This window comes from Aliivibrio sifiae, assembly GCF_002954705.1.
Lineage (GTDB): Bacteria > Pseudomonadota > Gammaproteobacteria > Enterobacterales > Vibrionaceae > Aliivibrio > Aliivibrio sifiae_A.
In genome coordinates this window covers 949,029-972,298 of record NZ_MSCO01000002.1, presented here as the reverse complement: position 1 = coordinate 972,298, position 23,270 = coordinate 949,029, and the positions used below count along the sequence as shown (strand labels likewise).

Genomic DNA, 23,270 nt, shown 5'->3' with positions numbered 1-23,270 from the left:
GACTTAATTTAAGTAGCTGATTAGGTTTCCTCTTGCCCGCAGCTATCGTGCATCTTTTGCGTAGCAAAAGTGTGACGATAGCGCAGCGGGTTGCATTGTCGTCACACTTTCAGTGAACGCCTATTTCGAGGTTGTCCTCAATACTTGTCTATGCACTTAAGCTGATATCTATGTCGTCTAAATGAAATAGATTTACGGCCTCTACAAGCTGCTCTGGCTCCAGTCGTTTACCATATCTTCCATAGGTCATGTTTTGATGCTTATGGCCTACAATTTCAGAAACCACATGCTCTTCGACATTTGCACGTTTTAACTCATCAATAAAGGTATGACGGAATGAATAGGCGGTTGCTCGTTGTCCTGCTTTAAAGCCCACGTCATTAAGAATGTTGCCGAATGTCTTTCTGTAATCCTTTGACCAATCATTATCTGCACCGCGAGGTTTGACATTAAAGATCTGTGTTTCTTTTGCTCGCTGGCGAGCTTTCACAAAGGCTAAGAAGCCCATATCTAACAATGTTTGATGAATGGGTACGGTTCGATTAGATAACTGGTTTTTCAGCTTCTGAGCGTCACCAGAGTCCGAGAACTGTATACAAGGCAGTTCGCCTTGCTTGATATCCCGAACTTGAAGCTGACAAGCTTCTGATGGTCTGCAACCTTGATAAAGCATCAATAAGGTTATCCACTTAAAGTCCGTGTTTTGTTTGCGATAAGCGTCGTTTGAGAATAATTTCTGTAAATCCTCAGTTTTCCAACGTTGTCTTTGCTCTTGAGCACTCTTTGCATTTTTAGAGGATGTTTTGACGACAGCAAATGGATTAGCCGTAATAAGCTCATGAGCTAAACACCAATTAAAAAACTGTCTATTTGCCGCAATGTAGTCTTTTAAGGTCTTACTGCTTAATTTTCGTTTGAGTAATCGGTCTCTATAGTGCATTGCTATGCTATTGGTGGGCTTATCTGCATTTAATTCATTTAGATAGCCTAGAAAATCATTACACCGTTGTTCTAATTGATTAAGAGTGAGCTGTGTGACACCTTCCAATTGTTTAGATTGGATAAAATCAGTGAGCGTATTTGAGGTGATAACAGGCGACGGTGTAGCAACTTTTATTTTTGGTGAAGGCTCTGCTACAAGCTTAGGGGCTTTAGTTTGAGTCTCAGGTTGTGCGTTATAAGCGGCTCGTAGGGTGTTAATTGACTCAGCCAGTTCAGTTTTAAATTCGATAATCGTTAAAGAGAGCGTAATGGCTTTTTCGAACAATGTATGAAGTAATTGAACTTGCTCAACGTTTCGACGATAAGCGGTTTTACGCTCACGAGTCAGTAGGGAGAATTTTAGTTCGTTAGGATAACCACTTTCACGGAGTGAAACTGGAGTGGCGATACGAGTATAGTACACGCTGTTTGGGAGTCTTAATAAGTACATCTGTGCCACCTTTCTGTGCAAGGTGATTTTCGATAGTACAGATACAAAAAAACCGCTGTAAAAACAGCGGTTTAATCTTTTAATTTGGTGGAGGGATAGGGATTTGAACCCTAGAACCGCTATTAACGGTTGCCGGTTTTCAAGACCGGTGCTTTCGACCACTCAGCCATCCCTCCAGTGCGGTGAATAATAGTCAGCTTTGATTTTTATGTAAAGCACTTTTTCAAAAAACGGTTAAGCGTTTAAAAAATAAACGTTATTCTGCGTTTTTGTCTACATCTACTAAATAATCACCTTCTAACCAGTTACGACCAATCAATAATTTGTAATCTAATTTACTGCGGTCACGAAGGTTTACAGCTACTTTCTTTTCTTTACCATCAAATGTTAAATGCATTCGTACAGCATAGCGACGTTCAACTCCTTGAGCGTTACGAATTTGACTGACTTTAATGATACGAGCAGTATGCTTCGTTGCTATATTGTCTTCATTATAGGTAGTAAATTTAACCGTATCCCCCAAATGGTCTCGCATATCATCACTTTCATCTTCTTGCCCGACGATTTCAATATTGGTCGCATGGATTGAAGTTGTGGCTGCACCTGTATCAATACGAGCTTTGTAATTGGTGTTCAGTTCTTTGATATGAATAGTTTCTATTTGCCCAACAATTGTTTTGTTTGAGCAGCTTTCATTAGCAAAGCTTGGTACGGAGAGTAATAAAAAGCAGAGTGAAATTATGAGTTTTTTCATGAGAACCTTTAATAATTAAATACAATAATGAAACGCGAATAAAGAATAGACGCTTTAATGTCTTATGAGTTCATTTATATGTAAAAGGTAGGACAAATTAATGCAAAGATCTAATATCAATCTCAATAGATTATTGAATACATATAATTTATTTAAATTGATATAAGAAAACGGCGATGTTCAAGTGAACATCGCCGTTGTCGAGTTAAGCGTTTTGAGAGCGGTTTTTAACTACTGACCCAATAATGGCTAATGAAATTATACCAATAATTGTCAGTAATGAGATCACAGTAGGAACTTCATAAGCAGTCCCGACTAAGAACATCTTAATACCGATGAAGCTTAAGATAAATGCTAATGCAGGTTGTAAGTAACAGAACTTATCTAACATGCCTTGAAGAACAAAATACAAAGAACGTAAACCCAGTAATGCAAATACATTTGCTGCAAATACCAAGAATGGTTCTTGAGTGATTGCAAATATTGCAGGGATTGAATCTAAAGCGAACATAATGTCGGTAAACATAATAACAATAACAACCAACATTAATGGTGTTGCAATTCTCTTCCCGTTTATTTTGGTAAGTAATTTATGACCATCGTATTTGTCATCAAATGGAATGTATTTCTTTGCAAAAACAACCAATTTTGATGATGAGAAATCATTGCTTTCTTCAGTATTAGCAAACCACAATTTTACACCAGTAATGATCAAGAACACTGCAAAGATGTATAAAATCCAATGATACTGAGCGAGTAAACCAGCGCCAACAAAGATCATAACAGCACGTAATGCAAGTGCACCGATAATCCCCCATAGTAAGATACGAGGTCGACTTGATTCAGGTACGGCAAATTGGCTAAAGATTAATGCAAAGACGAATAGATTATCTACGCTAAGCATCTTTTCAAGTAAGTAACCTGTAATAAAGGCAATACTAGCGTCTTTTGGTGAATAAGTGCTGTTTGGAGCCATTAATGGCCAGTAAACATAAAGAGCTGTACAGAAAATAAAAGCAAGTACGAACCAGAAAAGTGACCACACTAAAGCTTTTTTTAAGCTAGGTGCTTCTTTTCTTGTTTGAAACATATCTAGAGCAAATAGAGCGAGAACAACGAAACTAAACAGTTCCCAAGTTAACGGTGACATAATTATTCCTTACAAATAGGTGAAAGGAATACTGACAATATTAGAGAGTATTAACCTTCCACCATAAACAAAATACATTAATGTTATGGTTTTTGGTCTTGTCAAAGTGATTGGCATTCATTTGCCCACTTACAGATACCGGAAGCCGAAGCTTCGGGATGACGATATCTGAACAAAGTTAAGTATTAAACCTTGTGACTACTCCCCAAGATCTGGATATTAATCCTGATTTTTAATTTTTACAAACAAAAATTATCGCAATGAAAGTAATTTATAAATCAAGGGCATTAGGTGTGAATATTTTTAACATAAATCACGAAAATTTCTCTCATGTTTTCTTCTTTTTCGTCGATAATAGGGGTGATATCAAAAAATAGAATAAATGGTGTAACATGAATTGGATTCAAATTGCTGTCGGTGGGCTAGTTACCTTGCTCGTATTAGTGTGTATTAATTTCTTTTTTGCAAACAGTAAACAAAAGAAGCATGAGAAACAAAAAGAAAGAGAGGCCAGCTCTTATCGCAGAGCTTTAGCTGAAGCTCGTGCAGCAGAGCGTCAAGAACGTGTTTATAAAGCACAAACTGGTCATATATCGACTCAATTGTTTTTAGCTAAAGAAGCTGAAATGAGTAACTTTGATGAAGCTCTGCATTGGTATGAAATGGCGGCGAAATTAGATAATAATATTGCAGTGCGCTCAGTGATCCGTCTATGCGATAGCCAGCGTGAAAACTCCGAATTAAAAGAAAAGTCTATTTTCTGGAGTAAGGTTGTTGCTGCTCAAGAAGGTGGACCGGAAGATAAGTTAGCGTTAGGCATTGCATTTTTGCAGGGAAATGGTGTTGACGTTAATATTGATAAAGGGATTAACCTAATTAATGAAGCCGCTGAGTTAGACTATATCCCTGCTCAACTGTTTGTTGCTGATTGGTATGTTGCTGAATCAAACCCTCAACCAAATGCTAAGTTGGCTGCTGAATGGAATTTACGTGCAGCAATGCTTGATAATATTGAAGCTCAAATTCGTATTGGAAAACAATATGCTGAAGGTCGTGGGGTTCAAGTTGATCCTAAAAAAGCAACTTATTGGTTAGAGCTTGCAGCAGAGGCTGGTGACGCTAAAGCTCAATATTTTGCTGGTGAGATGGGCGCAGATACGAACGAAAAAGGGAATTCTATTGCTTATATCTGGCTATGGTTAGCAGCAAAGAATGGTATTGAAGCTGCAATATCGCGACGAGATCATGTTGGTCATCTTGTTGGGGTCGATGCTGTTATTGGTTTACAGAGTATGGTAAAACCACTTCATGAGAAAATGGCCAAGAGCAAATTGAAAAAGCATGCAATTATAAAATCATTAGATAAGTTATATCAGCGTGAAAGTTATTTCCCAGATAGCAATGAGTTTGTGGTTGGTGGAGGGGTCCCCAATCAGTCTAATGATGAACAAAAAGAAAAGAGTTCACAGCAAGAAGATGTGAACGCAAAGGAAATAGATAAAGCAGAAAAGAAGGAAAGCATTAATTTTAGTCAAACTAAAATGGATGGCGCTGCAAAATTCTAATAGAAGTATGATGTTTTCTATCTAATAGAAAGGAGCACTTTATTGTGCTCCTTTTTTATGGTTCGATTAATCTGGCGTTAGTTATACTCAAAAAGGATAGGGCAATGATCAGTTAGTTGGTATTTTTTAACGTCAGCTTGCTCAAATTGTTGTTGGATGACATTAAAACGCTTCTCAGACATATTTGTCACACCATGGTCTATTAAACGAGTAAAAGTCGTGTATTTTGGCCAGCCTCGCTTCCATTGTTTAACCGTGCAGCTTCCTTTTGTCTTTTCTGTTAATAGATAAGGTGTTTCTGTTGTTTGATTATTGATATTTTTCCATAACCAGCTTCTTGGGTGAGCAAGGGTATGGTTAAAGTCTCCTAATATTAGATATGCGTCGTGATTTTTTTCTCGTGCGTTTATCCAATCGGTTAATTCTTGGGTTTGTTGCTCTAATGTTGAACAAGCATAGTTCTTTTTCTTTTGCCCAAGACAACCCGATTTTAAATGCACAGAAAGAAGGTGGACAGGTTGTTTATCAATGGTCGCAATAACGTAAGTTGCATAGCGTAATTTACTGTTTTTTTTCTTTGGTAATAGAGAAAAATCTCTAGGATCAGAGGCTGAAATTGATGTATGAATAGCAAATCCTGTGTATTGGTTTATATCGTTAAACTGTTTTTTGGAATTAGAAGAACGGTCAGATATGAAAATTTGATAATCATTGCCCACGATTCTTTGGATTGCTTTGATAGAGTCTACTTCTTGAAAAGCTAAAATCTGACTATTAGATTGCACAAAGTAATTATTTAGTTGCTCAAAATCTTGTTCGTGTCTTTCGGAGGAAGAAAATTTCTCAACAGAATTGAGCGTTAACCACTCCATATTCCATGTCGATAATGTGATCGCGTTACTAGTAAATGAGCTAAAAATAAGTATGTAAAAGCTAAGTAAGTGAGTAATTCTTTGATTCATAAGTCCTCCTGAAATCGCAAGCAGTTTAATTAAAAAATACCGAGATAGCACACAAAAAAATGTTTCATTTTCATACATTGCAACGAAAGTGAGAACAATCTAAAAGCAGTGGTGAAACTAGAATCACCCTCAGATTTACCTTGATCTAGATCAAGGTATTTTATTCTCAGATCGAGCTTAATACACCACATCTTGTGTTAGCGAGTCTAATACCCCCACTATTTAGTATTTGGAGCCACTGTGAATATAACTGTAATCAAACGAGATGGAAGTCGTGCAGCCTATAAGAATTCTCGTATTATTGACGCTGTAAAAGGTGCATCAGAGCAGGTAACGCCTGAGATTGAGAGTTATGCACAGTTAGTGGCTCATGCTGTTGAGGTTGCTTTACAGGGACAACAAGAAGTGGGTATTCGTCAAATCCAAGAACTGGTTGAAAACGAATTAATGCAAGGACCACATAAAGTATTAGCTCGTGCTTATATTGAGTATCGTCATGATCGTGATATTGCTCGTGAAAAAATCAGTGTGCTCAATAAAGAGATCAGTGGCCTAATTGAACAAAGTAATGCTGAATTATTAAATGAAAACGCAAATAAAGACGGTAAAGTTATTCCAACACAACGTGATTTATTAGCGGGTATTGTTGCTAAGCACTACGCAACACGCCATATTTTACCACGTGATATTGTACAAGCACATGAACGTGGTGAGATCCATTATCATGATTTAGATTACGCACCATTCTTCCCAATGTTCAACTGTATGCTGATTGATTTAAAAGGCATGTTAACAGGTGGCTTTAAAATGGGTAATGCGGAAATCGATACGCCAAAATCGATTGCAACGGCAACTGCTGTTACTGCGCAAATTATTGCGCAAGTAGCAAGTCATATCTACGGTGGAACTACGATTAACCGTATTGATGAAATTCTTGCACCATACGTAACAATTAGTTATCAAAAGGCATTAAAATTAGCTGAGAAATGGGGCATTCCTGATTCAGAAGCATTTGCTCAAGCACAAACAGAAAAAGAATGCTACGACGCATTTCAATCTCTTGAGTATGAAGTAAATACACTACATACCGCTAATGGACAAACGCCATTCGTAACGTTTGGTTTTGGTTTAGGAACAAGTTGGGAATCAAAATTAATCCAACGTTCTATATTAGCGAACCGTATTGCAGGTTTAGGTAAAAACCGTAAAACAGCGGTATTCCCTAAATTAGTTTTCGCTATTCGTGATGGCTTAAACCATAAAAAATCAGATCCACATTACGACATTAAAGAGCTTGCGCTTGAATGTGCGTCAAAGCGTATGTATCCAGATATTCTTAACTACGACAAAGTAGTTGAAATTACTGGGTCATTTAAAACTCCGATGGGTTGTCGTAGCTTCTTAGATTTATATGAAGAAAATGGCGAACAAATTCATGATGGTCGTAACAACCTTGGCGTAGTAAGTTTAAACTTGCCTCGCGTTGCAATTGAAGCAAAAGGGGATGTAACGGCATTCTACAAATTACTTGATGAGCGCCTTGTTCTTTGTCGTCGCGCTTTAGAGTCTCGCATTTCTCGTTTAGAAGGCGTTAAAGCGCGCGTTGCCCCAATCCTTTATATGGAAGGTGCATGTGGTGTTCGCTTAAATCCAGATGATGACATTATTAACATCTTTAAAAATGGCCGAGCGTCAGTATCATTAGGCTATATTGGTGTACATGAGACAATTGAAGCGCTATTCAAGAGTGATGACCACCTATATGACAATGCTGACCTTCAAGTTAAAGCATTAGAAATTATTCAGTATCTAAAAGATGCAGTTCAAGTATGGACAAAAGAAACAGGTTTTGGCTTTAGTCTTTATGGAACACCAAGTGAAAACTTATGTTCACGCTTCTGTAAGCTAGATAACACAGAATTCGGTGTTATCGATAAAGTGACAGATAAGGGTTATTACACCAACAGTTTCCATTTAGATGTGCAAAAAACAGTAAATCCGTACGATAAAATTGATTTTGAAATGCCGTATCCTGAGATCTCAAGTGGTGGTTTTATTTGTTATGGTGAATTCCCTAACATGCAACGCAACATTGAAGCGTTAGAAAATGTATGGGACTACAGCTATAGCCGTGTGCCTTATTACGGAACAAATACACCAATTGATGAATGTTATGAGTGTGGTTACAACGGCGAGTTTGAATGTACAAGTAAAGGCTTTACTTGTCCTAAATGTGGTAACCATGACTCAACCAAAGTATCAGTAACTCGTCGAGTATGTGGCTATTTAGGTAGCCCAGATGCGCGTCCATTTAACTTTGGCAAGCAAGAAGAAGTTCAACGCCGAGTGAAGCATTTATAATGAATTATCACGTTTATCATTCGATTGATGTGATTAACGGGCCGGGTACACGCTGTACCCTGTTTGTTTCTGGTTGTGAGCACAATTGCAAAGGGTGCTACAACAAGTCCACATTGAATCCAAATTCCGGACATGCATTTTGTCAGCAATTAGAAGATAAGATCATTGCTGATTTGAATGATACGCGTATTTATCGTCGAGGATTATCGTTATCAGGCGGTGATCCTTTGCACCCAATGAACTGCGAAGCAGTACTTAAGTTAGTAAAGCGAGTCAAATCTGAATGCGAAAATAAAGACATTTGGATGTGGACGGGTTACGAATTAAATGAGCTTAACGAAACACAAAAAGAAATAGTGGCTCTTATTGATACACTAATTGATGGTCGCTTTGAGCAAGATAAAGCCGATCCGTCATTGGAGTGGCGTGGTTCGAGCAATCAAATCATTCATACAATTAATGTATTGTAAGGAAATTGTGAAAAAATAAACAATAAACCGTGATATTTTCCTGTCTGAATGGTAATTTAAATGCATTACAGATCATAAGGATATGAAAATATGCTGCAAAATATAGCAACTCCTGCTAAAGATCCGATTCTTTCTCTTTCTATTGAATATCGTGCTGACGATCGTGCTAACAAAGTGGATCTCGGTATTGGTGTTTATCGTAATGACCAAGGTCAAACCCCAATCATGAAAGCGGTTAGTGATTCTGCGAAATCTATTGCAGCAGAGCAAACAACTAAAGCGTATGTTGGTCTTGCTGGTTGTGAAGTTTTTAACCAAAGCATGGTTGATCTTCTTTTACGTGATACTTCAGCATATGAGCGTGTTTCTGCGATTCAAACACCAGGGGCAAGTGGTGCGTTACGTATGATTGCCGATTTGATTAAATCAACAGAGTCGGGTGCAACGGTTTGGATTAGTAACCCTAGCTATATTAATCATCAACCAGTAATGGAAGCAGCGGGCTTAAAGGTTAAACACTACAATTACTTTAACCCTACAACGAAACAAGTTGATAGCGAAGCTATGATGGCTGATTTAGCAAAAGCTGGTCCTAAAGACATTATCCTATTGCATGGTTGTTGCCATAACCCAACAGGAGCCGATATTCGTCTTTCTGATTGGATTGCGATTACAGAATTAGCCCTAAAAAATGGTTTTATTCCTTTTGTTGATATTGCTTACCAAGGATTTGGTGATGGCTTAGAGGCAGATGCGGCAGGTTTACGTTTTATGGCAGACCGTGTTCCTCAAATGTTTATTGCCACCTCATGTTCAAAAAACTTTGGTTTGTACCGTGAAAGAACAGGCGCAGCAATGGTGATTGCAGCAAACCTTGAAATTGCAATGAATGCAAAAGCTAAACTGCTGCAAATGGCACGAGCAACTTACACCATGCCACCAGATCATGGTGCGGCTATTGTAGGTAGGATCTTAAATGATGAAGCATTAACACTATCGTGGCGTACTGAGCTAGATACGATGCAAAAGCGCCTGCTTGGTTTGCGTACGAATCTTTGTGCTGCATTACGTAATGAAACTCAATCAACAGATTTTGATTTTATTGAACATCACAAGGGAATGTTTTCTGTCATTGGTTTTAATAGCGAGAAAATGGCGGCATTAAAATCTGAACATGGAATTTATGCGGTAGGAGATGGTCGTATTAATATCGCAGGAATGCAAGAGCAGCATATTGATTATATTGCTAAATCTGTTGCCTCTGTTGCAAATAAGTAACAGATATTTTGAGATTTATTACTATAATAGAATGAACGATTACAGATAAGACAGTAAAGGAAAACGCATGAAGATAACAAAAAAATGGTCAACGTTATTTTTACCTATTTTGCTGGCTGGTTGTATGTCAACAACAGCTACAACACCAGAAACGGGTACAACAGATAAACCTGCAGTTGAGCAGCCGTTGACACCAGAGACAAAACCTGCGGTTAAACCAGAAACAAAACCAGCAGTGAAGCCAGAGCAAAAACCACAAATTGACCCTAAACCTCCAGTGGCGACAAGCCTAAAAACAGCTGATGGTAAATTAATTTTAGGTGAAGAAGAGTGGATGTACATTAAAGCGATTAACCATAACGCGAAAGCTCGTATAGATACTGGCGCGACGACGTCTTCAATTTCAGCGGTTGATATTGAAATGTTTGAGCGTGATGGGAAAAATTGGGTTAAGTTTAAACTGGCTCATAATGATAAAGAAACTAAGGAATTTGAATCTCCAGTTTCACGTATTGTAACTATACGTCAATCAAGTACAGAAAAACGCACCGATCGTCCAGTGATTGAAGCATGGGTACAAATTGGTGACTTAAAAACGAAAACAGAATTTACGCTTAATGACCGCACACACATGACATTCCCTGTATTGCTTGGAAGAACTTTTTTTCGTGATGTAGCTGTTGTTGATGTAAGTAAGAAATTTATTCAACCAAAAGTAAAGTTAGAGAAATAACTTGAATAAATCGTAATGAAATAAAAACGCCCAAACATAATGTTTGGGCGTTTTTATTGATACTGCTGGACTTTATTAAAATAATTTATAATTAGATGCGTTTTGTTGTTCTCTGAGAGCTTGTAATAGAGCTATCTGCTTATAGATAACATAATAACGACTGATGTTGGTAACGTAATGGACAGGCTCTTTGCTGACGTACTTTCGAGCCATAATTTCGACGTTATTGAACCAAACATTAGGGTCATAACCATGTTTTACTGCCATTCTGCGCATTTTCCTTACATTTGCAGGCCCTGCATTATAAGCGGCTAACGAAAAGTACATTTGATTTTCTTTTGTTATTTCAGGCTTCTGGAAGTAACGCTTATGTACAAAATTCATGTACTTAACACCTGCATGAATATTATGTTCTAGCTGCCTGAAATTCTTGATATTGATATAAGGTTCTTTTGCTGTTTTAGGTAGTACTTGCATAATCCCAACAGCGCCCATGTGAGAAACCAAACGATTGTTAAACCTAGATTCTTGATACGCTTGTGCTGAAATCATTAGCCAATCAAACTGATATTGTTCGGCGTATTGTTCGAATAATACGGCAAGGCTGTTAAATTGTTTAACTGTATTTGGGTTTAATGCTTTTTTAAACCATTTAGAGTTATCGAGATATTTATTGTAAATAACATTACCTAAAAAAGAACCTTGTTTGATTTTATTCGCGTATAGATTTACTTCTGATTTCAATTGAGGACTGTTTTTCCTCATTGCCCAGCCGATACTCGCGTTAGTGCGGATAGGGAGTTCTTCATGAATAACGATATTGTTCATGATTTTTGTCCATAGCTGAGATTTATGGCTATCGATGACAGTAATAGGGAGGATATCTTGATTGATCATCTCCATTAATTCGTAATCTTGTAAGTTCTCTTCAATGAATTGAACGTGGATAGGAGGGATATCGTCAGAAGAGAGTTGCTGATTAATTTGCTGCAAACTCTCAAAGTAGCTCGAGCTTGCGCGTACCCAGACTTCTTTTCCTGACAGTTCTTCAAATGACGTAATTTTTGGTATTGATTTTGAGGTAACAAGCCACTCTTGGCTGTTACTAATGATAGGATCACTGAAATCAACATATTTTAATCGTTGAGGAGTAATGGTTAAATTGGCAACGGCAATGTCCCCAAAACCGGCTTCGAGAGCGTTGAGAAGATCGTCTCTTGGAACAGGGATCACCTGTACATTCACATTTATCTTTTTCTTGTGTAAATATAATTCAAAATGATGAATAAACTCGGCAATAATCCCTTTGGGTTGTCCTTTTTCTATATAGTAAAAACCGAGATCAGCAGAAACAAGAACACGCACAATTCCTTTTTTCTTTAGGCTATCAAGATCTCCAGTATAAGGGACTTGTGCCAATGGAGAGAGTTCCAAAGCAAATACTATGCTAGGGAAGAAGAAGAATAACAAAATATATTTATGTAAAAACATCATGTCGCAACATCCTTTTTAACAACATAATAACAAGTTAGGGTTAAAAGAAGACGAAATCAAGTTCTTTGATATAGATTGGTTTAATTCTCATTAATAAAACAAAAAGCCAGTACATTCATTATAAATGCACTGGCGTTATTTTTATTTTTCTAAAATCTGCTTAAATGGTTAGTATTTAAATAAATTAACCTGATTATTAAGTTGCTTAGAAATGCCACGTAATTCTTCAGACAGTTTTTGAGAGTTTTCAGCTTGATTTGACATTTGGTCAGAGACATCATTGGCTGATTGTATGTTCATACTAACTTCATCTGTCACCGTTCTTTGCTCTGCTGCTGCATTAGATATTTGTGTTGCCATGTCTGAAATCTGCATTATTGATATGGAAATTTCTTCTAGAGCTTGAGTTGCATTATTCGCATCATCAACACTTGATTGAGCAAAGACTTTACTTTCATCCATGCTTTGAACTGCATTTGCAGTATTACGCTGTAAAGTCTCAATCATATGTCTGATTTCATCAGTTGAGCTATGAGTTCTTTGTGATAACACTCGAACTTCATCAGCAACAACGGCAAAGCCTCGACCTTGATCACCAGCTCGTGCTGCTTCAATGGCGGCATTTAAAGCGAGGAGGTTGGTCTGCTCTGCAATATCTCTGATAGTAGAAAGAATAGTATTAATGTCTTGTGCATTTTTATCTAACTCTTGGATAATCCCTGAGGCATTGTCCACTTGAGAGGCTAGGTTAGTGATTGATTGCTGATTACGCATGATCACTTGTTTACCTTGTTCACAATTCTTAGTTGAGCTGACTGCAGAATCTGCCGTTATTTGTGCATTATTCGCGACTTCTTGAGCTGTTGCTGACATTTCATGAACAGCCGTCGCTATTTGAGAGATTTCATTTAATTGAATCGCTAATCCATCGCTAGTTTGGCGTGCTACTTTTGTGCTTACTTTTGATTGTGAATCAAGTTCTGAAGATGAGGTTGCAATGTCTTTTACAATGGTCTGTAGTTTTTCTACAAAGCCGTTGACATGAGTAGCCAAGATTCCAATCTCATCTTTTGATTCTACAGTAATGCGTTGAGTTAAATCACCGTTACCATTTGATAAGTCTTTCATTGCTTTGCTTAATATATTGAGAGGAGCTAACGCTTTCTGAATTAAATACATAGCAAGGGCAGCAATGATGGCAATTTGTAATAATGTCATCAATGTAGAATCACGTAATACATCACGAACTGAGCCAAAGGCTTGTTGTTTATCAACGACAACAATAAAGTACCAATCTGTTTGAGGTATTTTGGCAGCGGTTAAGAAAGCTTCGTTACCATTAACCAAAGTTTCACTTTGAGAGTTAGTCCTTGCTAATTGCTGAATTTTATTTAATGAAAATTCATTACCAAGCGCAGAAACCGATTTCATCGCCATATTTCTATCAGGATGAGCAACAAAATTACCGTTACCATCAATAAGAAAGGCAGATACGCCATCTTGGTTTATTGCTAAAATATCATCAACAAGAGATTGAATGCTTACATCTGCACCAACAACGCCATGGTGACCATTAATATTGAATGCTTTAGCAATAGTTACCACTAAATCGCCATTACTAGCATCAACGTAAGGACTTGTTACAATAGCATTTGAAGTTGATGATGCTTCTTGGTACCAGCCGCGTTGACGAGGATCATAATCTGAAGGAACAGGGTTGTCGGAGTTACTTTGGATAAAATCACCAGTATCTAACCCTGCGTAATTAATAATAAAGTGTCCAGCTCTTTGGGATTGATTTAAGTAATCAACAGGCGCGTCAGAGTGAGTAAAAGAACGGGTTGATGCTTCTACAATACTTATTCTTCCATTTATCCATTTTTCAAGACCTGACACATTTGTTTTGGTAAGTACCGTTGAAAATTGATTCACAGAGTGATAGGTTTCCGCAAGCAGTTGACGTCCAGTCATTACTATTTGAATCGACGCCATAATTAAAATGACAGTCACAAACATAAGTGTAAGTTTGTTTTTAATTGAGATATTTTTCAACATATTAAAACCACTAATTAATCCTTTAATAACGAACAACGTAATGTTGTCCAATGCTTTTATTTTTACTAAGTATGTGTAGGTAATTGATCAACTTACATTAGAAAGTAAATCGTGCAGTCATCATCATTTGACCACCATAAACACCATTGAACTTAGCTTCAGCGCCCACTGATAATTGTTCGGTGGAGTGGAAACGGAAATGAACACTGCCAATGTCTTTACTTATGTCACTATTAAATAGTTGACCGTATTGAGCACCTACTTCAATTTGCTGCATTAGCCATAATCTAAAGCCAATATTAATTTCAGTAAGCATCTCATCACCGAATTTATCACTGCTGTTGTCTTTTACATTATGAAGAAGTAGTTGACCGTAAATATCGGAAAATTCATTAATTGGGCCATTAAAACCGATACCACCAGCCACATCCCAATCACCTGAAAATTCAGTATCTACTTTAGCTACAAGGTGAGAGTTTTCTGTGAATTGTTGGTTAACTTGCACACCATAGGTACCAGGACTTGTACCGATACGAGCTTCAAAAAAACTATAAGGGAAATTGTTCGCCATTGCCGTTGAAGATGTCAGCGCTGTCGCTAAAAGAAGGGCTTTTTTGATGTACTTAGTTGATTCCATAACTTAGTTAACCTGATATTCATGAATTTTATCTATGAAAAAGCCTGCAATAAGCAGGCCAGATTATCTATTGATGATTTATTTTATAATGTTTGTAAACGATCTACTTCTATTTCAGGAGTATTACCGCCCTCGTATTCACCAAAAATACGAACTTTAGTGGTTTCATTAATTGCGGTTGGCATTGAAATATCATTATCTAATTCAATTTGAATTTCATTGGTTCCATCTGAGAATAGATATTTATCTTTACGGATGTGACGAATAATACGTCCATCAATTGTCGCATCTTGCTCGGCAAACATGCTCGTGTCTTTTAATAATTCAGCGATGGTCGTTGTTGTTACTGGACCTGTGTAATTAAATTGAACGTGTTTTTGGTTGTGACCGCCATTATCAGCTAAAGCGATAGTTGGAGATAAAATTAGGGCTGCTGTAATTGCAATGATTGTCTTTTTCATAATTTAATCCTTTATTTGATAATCAGTTAGTGATTGCACTTTGTTTCGATAACGCTATTAAAGCAAAGGCTAGCTGAATCTATCGTGACTAATGCATTCATATTCTATTCATCTAGTTATTAGGAGTAAGACAAAGAAATTAAGAGTGGGGATAATTAGCCTCTCAAGTGAGAACAATGTTAATATTACCGGCATGATATACAACGAAATTAGATGGAATTATGAAGGCTTTATCTCCGTTAATGGTTCAAGGAACCACTTCTGATGCCGGTAAAACAGTACTGGTGGCAGGCTTATGCCGAGTGTTGGCAAATAAAGGGATCCAAGTTGCCCCTTTTAAACCTCAAAATATGGCACTGAATAGTGCTGTGACAGAAGACGGTGGTGAAATTGGTAGAGCTCAGGCTTTGCAAGCTGACGCCGCAAGAATAAAGCCTCATGTTCATATGAATCCTATCTTATTAAAACCAAATACAGATATCGGTGCACAGGTTATTGTGCAAGGAAAAGCAATTGAAACCATGGACGCATGGGGTTTTCAAGATTATAAAAAACTGGCAATGCCTTATGTTTTAGAATCTTTTTCATATTTGAATGAACATTATCAGTGCGTTGTAGTTGAAGGGGCGGGAAGCCCTGCTGAGATTAACTTACGTGAGAATGACATAGCAAATATGGGGTTTGCTGAAGCGGCTGATGTTCCGGTTATTATTGTTGCTGATATTGATCGCGGAGGTGTGTTTGCTCATCTATATGGCACATTAGTGCTATTATCTGAATCAGAGCAAGCGCGAGTGAAAGGGTTTGTGATTAACCGCTTTCGTGGTGATATCTCTTTACTTGTTCCCGGTCTTGAATGGCTAGAAGAAAAAACAGGTAAACCAGTATTAGGCGTTATACCTTATTTGCATGGTTTAAACTTAGAAGCAGAAGATGCAATTAAGAGTGAGCAGCAAGAGAAGGGGAAGTTTGTGGTAAAAGTTCCAGTTGTTACTCGTATTAGTAATCATACTGATTTTGATCCATTACGTTTACATCCAGAAATAGATCTTCAGTTTGTTGGTAAAGGGCAATCATTATCAGGTGCTGATTTCATTATTCTTCCTGGCAGTAAGTCAGTACAAGCCGACTTAAATTATCTTAAATCGCAAGGTTGGGATAAAGACATTGAAAGGCATCTTCGTTTTGGTGGCAAAGTCATGGGTATTTGTGGTGGTTATCAAATGCTCGGCGAACGTCTTTCAGATCCTTTAGGTCTTGAAGGGGAAGCTTCATCCATTGATGGGTTAGGTTACTTATCAATTTCTACTGAGTTAAAAAAACAGAAACAACTTACTCTTGTAGAAGGAGAATTAATTCTACCAGAGCAAGTAGCTGTAAAAGTTACTGGTTATGAAATTCATGCAGGAGTAAGTACTGACTCTGTAAAAAATGAATCGCCTATTGTGATTAATAGTGAACAATCAATAAGACGTGATGGTACAGTAAATAAAGAAGGCTCGATCTTTGGTACTTACTTACATGGTATTTTTGATGAACCACAAGCCTTTGAAGCGATTTTATCTTGGGCTGGTTTAAAAGAAAGCAAGGCCATTGATATGAATGAAATTCAAGAAGAGGCGATCGAACGTATTGCGGATTCAATTGAAGAAAGTTTAGATTTATCTCAACTATGGCCAAGTTTGTTTGAAAAGAAAGCTGCCTATTAAGGACTGAATGAATATGTCTCGAATTACGTTATTTTTTGTATTGCTGTTTAGCTCTTTGTCTGTTTCAGCGAATGTCACCGTATATGCTGCATCATCATTAACCAATGTGATGAACGATATTGTCGATGCATACCAAGATGAAACAGGTGAAAGAGTTCGTGTGAGTTATGCTGGATCTTCGTCACTCGCTCGACAAATTGCTAATGGAGCGCCTGCTGATATTTATCTCTCAGCAAACACTAAGTGGATGGATTACTTGATTGAACAAGATCAAGTTGAAGTTGGAAGCAAGGTGGATTTATTACGAAACACTCTGGTTTTAATTGCCTCGAGAAGCACACCAAAAGAAAATACATGGCAGTGGTTTATTGGGCAAAAAGGCTTCCGAATCGCAATGGCGGATCCGAGGCATGTGCCAGCTGGGATCTACGGTAAACAAAGTTTAGAAAAACAGTTTCGTTGGCCAGAAATAAAAGATCATATTGCTTCAGGTAACAATGTTCGCTCAGCCTTACTGTTTGTTGAGCGTGATGAAGCACCGTTAGGTATTGTGTATAAAACGGATGCATTATTGTCAAAAAATGTCACGGTAGTTGAAGAGTTTCCAGAGGATTCCCATGATCCTATCGTTTACCCTATGGCTATAATTAAAGATAAAACATCAGATGAAGTCACTCGTTTTTATCAGTATTTATTATCTGAAAAAGTAAAAAATATTTTTGTTTCTTATGGGTTTACAACAATTTAATGATATTGACGGATTATGAAGTAGAAGCCTTACTATTAAGCTTAAAAATTGCAGGCATAGCTGTAGGTTTCTCTCTACCTATTGGCATTCTTTTGGCTTGGGTACTCGCGCGTTGTGAGTTTAAAGGTAAAGCCATACTCGATGGTTTAATTCATTTACCTTTAGTGCTGCCACCTGTTGTTATCGGTTACTTACTGCTCATTTCAATGGGCCGACAAGGTGTTATTGGTAAATGGTTGTATGAGTTATTTGGTTTAACATTTAGCTTTAATTGGAAAGGGGCTGCGTTGGCCTCTGCGATTGTAGCGTTGCCATTAATGGTTCGAGCGATTCGTCTTGCTTTAGAATCAGTCGACCAAAAATTAGAACAGGCGGCAAGAACACTCGGCGCTTCACGCACCAAAGTATTCTCTACTATCACGCTTCCTTTAATGTTACCTGGTATTTTAACGGGAGCAGTATTGGCTTTTGCTCGTAGTTTAGGGGAGTTTGGTGCAACCATTAGTTTTGTTTCTAATATTGAAGGCGAAACCCGAACGCTTCCATTGGCCATGTTTAGCTATATTGAAATCCCAGGGGCAGAAATGGAGGCTGCACGCCTATGTGTTATTTCTATTATTGTTGCTTTAATCTCATTATTACTCTCAGAATGGTTAGCGCGTGCCAGCAAGAAAAGGTTAATGGGTTAATTCATGTTAGTCGTTGATATAAAAAAACAATTAGATGATTTTAGTCTTGATGTTCAGTTAACGTTACCCTCATCTGGGATCAGTGCAGTTTTCGGACGTTCGGGTGCAGGTAAGTCTTCACTTGCTAATATAATTAGTGGTCTTAGCTCCCCAAATTCTGGGCGAATCAGTCTTAATAACACAGTGTTATTTGATTCAGGTATGGGAGTCTCTGTACCGCCAGAGCAACGCCATATTGGTTATGTATTTCAAGATGCACGTCTATTTCCTCATTATAAAGTGGAAGGGAATCTACTTTATGGCTGTCATGGCAAAAGAACCTCTCGCTTTAATGATGTCGTCAAATTATTAGATATTGAATCTTTACTGCAACGTTATCCGCACTCTTTATCGGGTGGTGAGAAACAACGAGTCGCGATTGGACGTGCAATTCTTTCTGAGCCGGCATTACTTATCATGGATGAACCATTAGCCTCTTTGGATTTACCAAGAAAACATGAAGTAATGCCTTATTTAGAAAGGTTAGCAAAAGAGATCCAAACGCCAATTATTTATGTGTCACACAGTTTAGATGAAATCTTACGATTAGCAGATCATATGGTTCTGCTTAATGACGGCTCAGTAAGTTTATCTGGTGATATTACTTCAGTTTGGAGCTCTCCATTAATGCGTCCTTGGTTAAATGCGTCAGAGCATTCTGCCTTGTTAGAAGGGACGATAACAGAGTTGCATCCAGATCACCCGATGACATTGGTGACTTTAAAAAACGCACAGCAAGGCATTTGGGTTAAGTCACCGTGTGATTGCACGGAGAAAAGACAAAATATTCGTTTACGTATTCGAGCAAATGATGTGTCTTTGATTAAGCAACAACCAGAGTTTAGTTCTATTCGAAATATTCTCCCTGTTGTTATAGAAAGTCTAACTGAAGACAAAGAAAACGATGTAGTGGCGGTGAAATTGAATTTATCGGGACACGTGTTGTGGGCAAATATTACACGTTGGGCAAAAGAAGAGTTGGTACTAGCACCTGGGCAAAAATGGTTTGCACAAATTAAAGGTGTAAGTGTGACTCAATCCGATTTATGTTCGAAATAATGATATTTTAAAAATAAGCACCATAAAGGAAGAAGTAGATATGAAGTACCAATGGATATTATTTGATGCAGATGAAACCTTATTTCATTTTGATGCGTTTGCTGGTTTGCAACGTATGTTTGAAGGTTACGGCATTCACTTTAGTAAAGAACAGTTTATTGAATATCAATTAGTGAACAAACCGCTGTGGGTACAATATCAAGATAATGAGATCACAGCACAACAGCTACAAGAAATACGTTTTGAGTATTGGGCAAACGAGGTCGGTGTTACCCCAAAGGCAATGAACACAGCTTTTATGATGGCAATGGCAGAGATTTGTGCGCCATTGGATGGCGCTAAAACCTTACTTGATTCATTGTTAGCAAACAATGTGAAAATGGGAATTATCACTAATGGCTTTACTGAATTGCAAAAGATCCGTTTAGAAAAAACAGGATTTAGTCATTACTTTGAATTAGTTACGATTTCAGAGCAAGTGGGTGTAGCTAAACCGGATAAACGTATTTTTGAACATACTTTTTCTATGATGGGTGAGGTTGAATTATCAAACATATTAATGGTTGGTGATAACCCTGATTCTGATGTTCTTGGCGGAATGAATGCCGGTGTTGATACATGCTGGCTAAATGCAAGCCAACAAACATGCCCTGAAGGTGTTGAGCCAACATATACCGTTAAGACACTTAATGATTTACAAGAGCTGCTACATAGCGCTTAGAAGTTTTCTTACGCAGTAAAATTACTGTGCTGCTATTATAAAAAAGCCTCATTGTTTATTATAACAATGAGGCTTTTTTGTATCACTTGACCAGAAATATTACTCTTCTGATGGTGTTACTTGTTCTGTGTTTTCAGACTCTACCGTTGCTTGTTCTGCTTCAAGTGCCATTTTTTCACGATCAGCTTTACTGATGTATTTTGGCTTGTTATGCGAACGGCTGTTTTTAGTTTGGGTTCTGCGGTGTTTCTTTAAAAGAGTCTCTTTAACTTTGTTTTTACGGCTCATTGTATTACCACATTAGATCATCAGGAATAACGAATTCCGCATACGGGTCGTCTTCATCCTGTGCATCTTCCGCTATTACGTTGTTAAGCACAACAACTGATTCATCACGTAAGGTAATCTTATCTGCAACACCAGCAGGAACGACTTCATAATCTTCATTAAAATGTACAATCGCTAAACGACCAGCAACTAATTGTGTTTGCATTGTTTTATCAACATACATTTTTTTGACTAGTGTTCCATCAGTAAAGTTATAACCAATGTCACCATGAGTACGATCAAGTTTATTTGCAGTGATCAATTGTTTGATTTGAGCTGTTAATTCTTTTTGATCTTTTTCGGCTTTGTGTTTCAAGCTTAGTTCTTTGTCTTTTTCAGCTTGAGCTGCTTTGTTCAATTCTACTGCCGCTTTTGCTTCACGATTTTGAACACGAGATTTTTTTGAAGCTTTCTTTGCTTTTGCTACTTTCTTTTGGTTCACTAACCCAGCTTTTAGCATTTGCTCTTGTAAGCTTAGCGCCATAAATAATTCCTAATAATAACGATGTCGAGTTCTGACGATTATCCCATGAGTTGTATGGGATTTAAAGGACAATAGAGAGAAGTAAAGATGAAAACACCTTGTATTGCGGCTTGTAAAAACGAAGGCGGTATCTGTATTGGTTGTAAACGTACAATCACTGAAATAATAGAATGGAAATCAATGACGGATATTGAGAGAGGAAATGTAATGGATCGGTTATCAGGTAAATCATCCACTCATACGTGTCCCGAATGCACAAAACCAGCTCAATGTGACATCAAAATGGGTAAGGAAACGTGTTGGTGTTTTGAGATTGAAACTCGTGATGTAGGTATCATTTCTGAGAACTCAGAGTGCTTATGTCAGCATTGTTTATCAAGGAAGCCTATAGCGTGATTTTTACGTGCTACTTTAATGTAATAAGGTGCTAAAATTGATGTAGATCAATTAGTAAAGTTACTAAGTTTACCTATCCTTTAGAGGTAATTAACATTATTAACAATTATCACATAAAATTAATTTGTCACAAGTGTTAATAATTCTATACATTATTTTTCAATTAAATACATCTCTGGATGAACGCAAAAAACTAGTAGATAAAAGGGTTTATCTTCAAAATTTAATTGAAGCACTATTTGTGAGGGATTAAAATCTATGTCAGATAGGTTCGACAACTTGTTAACATTTTCTATATTTATAAAGTAGAAAGATAACTAGGAATAAAATTATGAGCAATGCAATAAAGCAAAACGATGGAGCTGAACGTTCATCTGAATGGAAAGCCTTTTTCTTCATCACAGTTGTTCTTTTCCCAATTCTAAGTGTGGGTGTGGTTGGTGCGTACGGTTTTTCTGTGTGGTTAATGCAGGCACTGTTTTTTGGTATGCCAGGTCACGGTGGTTAATTCTTTTTAAGAACCCGCGGCTACAACAAATTAGAATTAGATAAAAGAGAAGCAATTATGATGTCATTACTTAAAAGAGCTTGGGCGGTTTTTGCTCGTCCGAGTGTACATATCAGCTTGGGTGTTTTAACCCTTGGTGGTTTCATTGCCGGTGTTATTTTCTGGGGTGGCTTTAACGTTGCGCTAGAAGCGACAAATACAGAAGAGTTCTGTGTTAGCTGTCACGCAGATAATATTCAACCTGAATACGCAGGAACAATTCACGATAAAAACCGTTCAGGTGTTCGTGCAACTTGTCCTGATTGTCACGTTCCACATGAATGGACTTCTAAAATTGCTCGTAAGATGCAAGCAAGTAAAGAAGTATTTGCTCACGTATTTGGTTTCATTGATACCCCTGAGAAATTTGAAGAGCGTCGTATCGTTTTAGCCCAGCACGAATGGGACCGTTTTAGCGCAAACAAATCTCTTGAATGTCGTAACTGTCATGACTATGACGGTATGGATTTCTCTAAAATGCAACCAACTGCACGTATCCAAATGCAAGGCGCGAAAGAACGTGACCAAAGTTGTGTAGATTGCCATAAAGGTATTGCTCATAGTCTTCCTGCAAATATGGACAGCTCTGGCGGCATGGTGAGTGAATTAACTCAGCTTGCGGGTAACACTAAATACGAAGACGGTCAAACTTACGTATCTGTTCGTCACCTTCCTATGTATGAAGATGCTAAATTGACAGTTGAAGCGGGCCTATTAAACCCAGCGTCTCAAGTAACTGTACTTGAAGAGAAAGGCGATGCAATGAAAGTTGCTATCGAAGGTTGGCGTAAAGTTAAAGGCTTCGGTCGTGTTATCCAAGAAGATTTTGGTATGAACATTGCGGTAGGTGCTTTACTTAAAGATGCAGCTCAGAACGATAAATTTGTTGAGAAATTTGAAACGAAAGAAGATGATCTAACAGGTCTACCTTGGCAGCGTGTAACGGTAAGTCTATGGATGAAACAAGAAGATTTCTTACCTGACTATACTACCGTTTGGCAGAAAGCTGAAGAGTCATACAAAACGAACTGTTCTGTATGTCACACTCAACCAGCTGAAGCGCATTTCGACTCTAACACATGGCCTGGTATGTTTGACGGTATGATGGCATTCGTTAACTTCGATACTGACAGTAAGTCACTTGTATTGAAATACCTACAAAAACACTCTTCAGATTTTTCTGACGAAAAACACTAAGA

23 protein-coding genes and 1 tRNA gene are annotated in these 23,270 nt (G+C 37.7%); 13 read left to right on the top strand and 11 right to left on the bottom strand.

From position 1 onward, the window contains the following. Positions 1-148: 148 nt before the first annotated feature. From BTO22_RS15370 to BTO22_RS15355, 4 genes are all read right to left on the bottom strand, one after another. Positions 149-1,432, bottom strand: a complete 1,284-nt coding sequence (locus tag BTO22_RS15370) for a tyrosine-type recombinase/integrase (RefSeq protein WP_105056228.1) — start codon at positions 1,430-1,432, stop codon at positions 149-151. Between the two features lie 85 nt (positions 1,433-1,517). Continuing rightward, positions 1,518-1,608, bottom strand: a tRNA-Ser gene (locus BTO22_RS15365). Between the two features lie 80 nt (positions 1,609-1,688). Continuing rightward, positions 1,689-2,186, bottom strand: a complete 498-nt coding sequence (locus BTO22_RS15360) for an ATP-dependent zinc protease family protein (protein WP_105056227.1) — start codon at positions 2,184-2,186, stop codon at positions 1,689-1,691. A 205-nt stretch (positions 2,187-2,391) separates the two neighbouring features. Further along, complete coding sequence (locus BTO22_RS15355; protein WP_105056226.1) at positions 2,392-3,336, bottom strand: TerC/Alx family metal homeostasis membrane protein; 945 nt, start codon at positions 3,334-3,336, stop codon at positions 2,392-2,394. Between the two features lie 392 nt (positions 3,337-3,728). Here BTO22_RS15355 and BTO22_RS15350 point away from each other — a divergent pair, with 392 nt between their 5' ends. Next, entirely contained in the window at positions 3,729-4,901 is a 1,173-nt protein-coding gene (locus tag BTO22_RS15350) for a tetratricopeptide repeat protein (protein WP_105056225.1), read from the top strand. A gap of 77 nt (positions 4,902-4,978) precedes the next feature. Here the strand turns inward: BTO22_RS15350 and BTO22_RS15345 are convergent, their stop codons facing one another. Continuing rightward, a complete protein-coding gene (locus BTO22_RS15345; protein WP_258132617.1) occupies positions 4,979-5,863 on the bottom strand; it encodes a metal-dependent hydrolase in 885 nt (294 codons plus the stop codon). Positions 5,864-6,103: 240 nt separating this feature from the next. On the opposite strand from BTO22_RS15345, the gene nrdD reads away from it, so the two are divergent. The 4 genes from nrdD (at position 6,104) to BTO22_RS15325 (ending at position 10,705) form a co-directional block, all read left to right on the top strand. Next, positions 6,104-8,224, top strand: coding sequence for an anaerobic ribonucleoside-triphosphate reductase (gene nrdD, locus BTO22_RS15340; RefSeq protein WP_105056223.1), 2,121 nt, complete (start codon positions 6,104-6,106; stop codon positions 8,222-8,224). Further along, positions 8,224-8,694: an anaerobic ribonucleoside-triphosphate reductase-activating protein gene (gene nrdG / locus BTO22_RS15335; protein WP_105056222.1), complete on the top strand. Its 471-nt coding sequence runs from the start codon at positions 8,224-8,226 to the stop codon at positions 8,692-8,694. Before nrdD ends, nrdG begins: the two co-directional genes overlap by 1 nt. 90 nt (positions 8,695-8,784) lie before the next feature. Further along, on the top strand, positions 8,785-9,972 hold the full coding sequence (locus tag BTO22_RS15330) for an amino acid aminotransferase (RefSeq protein WP_105056221.1): 1,188 nt from the start codon (positions 8,785-8,787) through the stop codon (positions 9,970-9,972). Between the two features lie 67 nt (positions 9,973-10,039). Then, the gene (locus BTO22_RS15325; protein ID WP_105056220.1) at positions 10,040-10,705 is read left to right on the top strand and encodes an ATP-dependent zinc protease family protein; all 666 of its coding nucleotides are present in this window, start codon (positions 10,040-10,042) and stop codon (positions 10,703-10,705) included. Between the two features lie 75 nt (positions 10,706-10,780). Here the strand turns inward: BTO22_RS15325 and BTO22_RS15320 are convergent, their stop codons facing one another. The 4 genes from BTO22_RS15320 to BTO22_RS15305 all read right to left on the bottom strand — a co-directional run bounded on the left by BTO22_RS15320 (position 10,781) and on the right by BTO22_RS15305 (position 15,352). Further along, positions 10,781-12,199 carry an MltF family protein gene (locus BTO22_RS15320; protein ID WP_105056219.1) on the bottom strand — a complete coding sequence of 473 codons (1,419 nt, stop codon included), beginning with the start codon at positions 12,197-12,199 and terminating at the stop codon, positions 10,781-10,783. A 168-nt stretch (positions 12,200-12,367) separates the two neighbouring features. Beyond that, entirely contained in the window at positions 12,368-14,254 is a 1,887-nt protein-coding gene (locus tag BTO22_RS15315; RefSeq protein ID WP_181044667.1) for a methyl-accepting chemotaxis protein, read from the bottom strand. Between the two features lie 97 nt (positions 14,255-14,351). Then, complete coding sequence (locus tag BTO22_RS15310; RefSeq protein ID WP_105056218.1) at positions 14,352-14,891, bottom strand: hypothetical protein; 540 nt, start codon at positions 14,889-14,891, stop codon at positions 14,352-14,354. An 83-nt stretch (positions 14,892-14,974) separates the two neighbouring features. Further along, positions 14,975-15,352, bottom strand: coding sequence for a YgiW/YdeI family stress tolerance OB fold protein (locus BTO22_RS15305; protein WP_105056217.1), 378 nt, complete (start codon positions 15,350-15,352; stop codon positions 14,975-14,977). A gap of 221 nt (positions 15,353-15,573) precedes the next feature. Between BTO22_RS15305 and BTO22_RS15300 the strand changes: the two genes are divergently transcribed. From BTO22_RS15300 to yjjG, 5 genes are read left to right on the top strand one after another with little or no spacing between them, the layout of a single operon-like run. Continuing rightward, a complete protein-coding gene (locus BTO22_RS15300; protein WP_105056216.1) occupies positions 15,574-17,061 on the top strand; it encodes a cobyric acid synthase in 1,488 nt (495 codons plus the stop codon). Positions 17,062-17,074: 13 nt separating this feature from the next. Beyond that, entirely contained in the window at positions 17,075-17,809 is a 735-nt protein-coding gene (modA, locus tag BTO22_RS15295; RefSeq protein ID WP_105056215.1) for a molybdate ABC transporter substrate-binding protein, read from the top strand. Beyond that, positions 17,809-18,498, top strand: a complete 690-nt coding sequence (gene modB, locus BTO22_RS15290; RefSeq protein WP_105056214.1) for a molybdate ABC transporter permease subunit — start codon at positions 17,809-17,811, stop codon at positions 18,496-18,498. The genes modA and modB overlap by 1 nt, the downstream gene beginning before the upstream one ends. 3 nt (positions 18,499-18,501) lie before the next feature. Next, a complete protein-coding gene (gene modC, locus BTO22_RS15285) occupies positions 18,502-19,596 on the top strand; it encodes a molybdenum ABC transporter ATP-binding protein ModC (RefSeq protein ID WP_105056213.1) in 1,095 nt (364 codons plus the stop codon). A gap of 40 nt (positions 19,597-19,636) precedes the next feature. Further along, the gene (gene yjjG, locus BTO22_RS15280; RefSeq protein ID WP_105056212.1) at positions 19,637-20,317 is read left to right on the top strand and encodes a pyrimidine 5'-nucleotidase; all 681 of its coding nucleotides are present in this window, start codon (positions 19,637-19,639) and stop codon (positions 20,315-20,317) included. A gap of 99 nt (positions 20,318-20,416) precedes the next feature. Here the strand turns inward: yjjG and BTO22_RS15275 are convergent, their stop codons facing one another. Next, positions 20,417-20,605 (bottom strand): DUF2986 domain-containing protein, encoded by a 189-nt coding sequence (locus BTO22_RS15275; protein WP_105056211.1) that lies wholly within the window; start codon positions 20,603-20,605, stop codon positions 20,417-20,419. A gap of 4 nt (positions 20,606-20,609) precedes the next feature. Further along, the gene (locus BTO22_RS15270; protein ID WP_105056210.1) at positions 20,610-21,128 is read right to left on the bottom strand and encodes a DUF2058 domain-containing protein; all 519 of its coding nucleotides are present in this window, start codon (positions 21,126-21,128) and stop codon (positions 20,610-20,612) included. 87 nt (positions 21,129-21,215) lie between these two features. On the opposite strand from BTO22_RS15270, the gene BTO22_RS15265 reads away from it, so the two are divergent. The 3 genes from BTO22_RS15265 to torC all read left to right on the top strand — a co-directional run bounded on the left by BTO22_RS15265 (position 21,216) and on the right by torC (position 23,268). Further along, positions 21,216-21,524: a DUF1289 domain-containing protein gene (locus BTO22_RS15265; protein ID WP_105056209.1), complete on the top strand. Its 309-nt coding sequence runs from the start codon at positions 21,216-21,218 to the stop codon at positions 21,522-21,524. 331 nt (positions 21,525-21,855) lie between these two features. Further along, positions 21,856-22,032, top strand: a complete 177-nt coding sequence (gene torE, locus BTO22_RS15260; protein ID WP_060992256.1) for a trimethylamine N-oxide reductase system protein TorE — start codon at positions 21,856-21,858, stop codon at positions 22,030-22,032. 57 nt (positions 22,033-22,089) lie between these two features. Next, positions 22,090-23,268: a pentaheme c-type cytochrome TorC gene (gene torC, locus BTO22_RS15255; protein ID WP_105056208.1), complete on the top strand. Its 1,179-nt coding sequence runs from the start codon at positions 22,090-22,092 to the stop codon at positions 23,266-23,268. Positions 23,269-23,270: the final 2 nt, after the last annotated feature.